The sequence below is a fragment of the Pseudomonas fuscovaginae SE-1 genome (genome assembly GCF_000364705.1).
Classification (GTDB): Bacteria; Pseudomonadota; Gammaproteobacteria; order Pseudomonadales; family Pseudomonadaceae; genus Aquipseudomonas; species Aquipseudomonas fuscovaginae_A.
The window spans coordinates 1-1,655 of record NZ_AQOH01000157.1 but is presented as its reverse complement, the minus strand read 5'-3'; the positions used below and the strand labels follow the sequence as shown (position 1 = coordinate 1,655).

1 protein-coding gene is annotated in these 1,655 nt (G+C 66.1%); it reads right to left on the bottom strand.

The annotated features are described in order from the left end of the window. On the bottom strand, positions 1–1,655 hold a 1,655-nt coding region (locus K675_RS0115635), incomplete at both ends, for a condensation domain-containing protein (RefSeq protein ID WP_026145228.1).

Sequence of the window (1,655 nt, the reverse complement as noted above, 5' to 3'; positions counted from 1 at the left end):
TAGGTCAGGCTTTCGTCCTGATACACCAGGGCCACGGCATCCGGCCGCTCGGCCGCGCGGGCCTCGAACTGCTGGTGAATCAGCGCGGTGGCGGCATGGGTCTTGCCGGCCTGGTTCCAGTGATCGAGCAGTTGCTCACGCTCGCTGGCCGGCAGGATCGAAATCGCCTGTACGGCGCTCTCTGGTGCCTGCTCCAGGGCCTGCACCAGGCCGTCCAAGGCGCTTTGCAGGTAGCCGCAAAGACGTTGCGCACCGATGGCAGTCGCCACCAAGGCCGTGAAGTGGAACCCCTCTGCCAGGTCGTCGACGTTGAGGGTCAGCGGGTAGTTGGTGCGTTCCTCGGCCCCGCCCAGCACCTGCATGCCCTGCCAGGCGCTCTGCGCCTGCTCGGTCACGGCCAGGCTGCTGTGGCGATAGTTGAGCAAGGCGCTGAACAACGGCAGCGGCGCGCTCACGGCACTGCAACGCTGGGCCAGTGCCAGGGAGGCGTGCTCGTGCCCGAGCAAGGCGGTCAGTTCGTCATGGGTGGTCTTGACCCCCTCACGCACGCTTTGACCGTCCAGGGTCACCCGTAGCGGCAAGGTATTGATAAACATGCCCAGGGCCCGGTCGGCGCCATCGCCGGCCTGCATCCGGCCCAGCAGCACGGTGCCGAAGACCACCTGGTCACGGCCGCTGACCTGCCCGAGTACCCGGGCAAAGGCCAGGTGCACCAGGCTCGCCGCACTCACCCCGAGCTGACGGGCCTGGGCGCGTAAACGCAGGCTCAGGCCAAGGTCCAGGGCCAGGTGAGCCTGTTCGATGTCGCTGCCGTCGCCTTGCACATCCCGCAGGCCGAACGGCAGGGTCGGTTCGTCGATATCGCCGAGACGTTCACGGAAGAACGCTTCGTGCTCCTCCTGACTCACGCCCAAGCGAGCCTGAGCGACATAGTTGCGATAAGGAACAGCCGCGCCCAATTGCGCCTGCTGACCAAGCAGAACGGCCTGCATTTCCTGCTGTACCACGTCCATCGCGGTGTGGTCCATGACCAGGTGATGGAACAGCAACAGCCCCAGCCAGCGCTGGTTCGGCTCGTCCCAGGCCCGAACCAGATGCAGCATCGGCGCCCGGCGGATATCCAGGCGCACCTGGCGCGGATCGAAGTAGGCCTGCAACTGCTCGGCGATATCGCCGACGCCAGGGTCCAGCGCACGTTCTTCGATGCTCAGCTCGGCACGCCGCCAGACCACCTGCAAGGGCTGGTCCAAACCCTCCCAATGGATGGAGGTGCGCAGAATGTCATGTCGGTCGATGACCGCTTGCAGTGCCTGGACGAAGTCATCCAGGCGAGCGCGGCTGTCGAAGGCGTACTGCGCTTGCAGCACATAGGGATCGCCCTCCTCGGCGCTGAGGTGGTGATAGAGAATCCCCTCCTGCAACGGTGCCAGCGGGTAGATATCCTGGATGTTCGGGGTACCGCCCGGCACCGTGGCCGCGATACGGTCGATGGCCGCCTGATCCAGCTCGATCAGCGGCAACATGTCCGGGGTGATCCGCTGGCAATCCGGGCCAATCCGGTTGGCCGGAACCACCAGGTCGCTGGTCGTACCCACTGCCGCCGCCAGGGCGGCCAGGGTCGGCTGGCCGAACAGCACCCGCACATCGGCACTCAG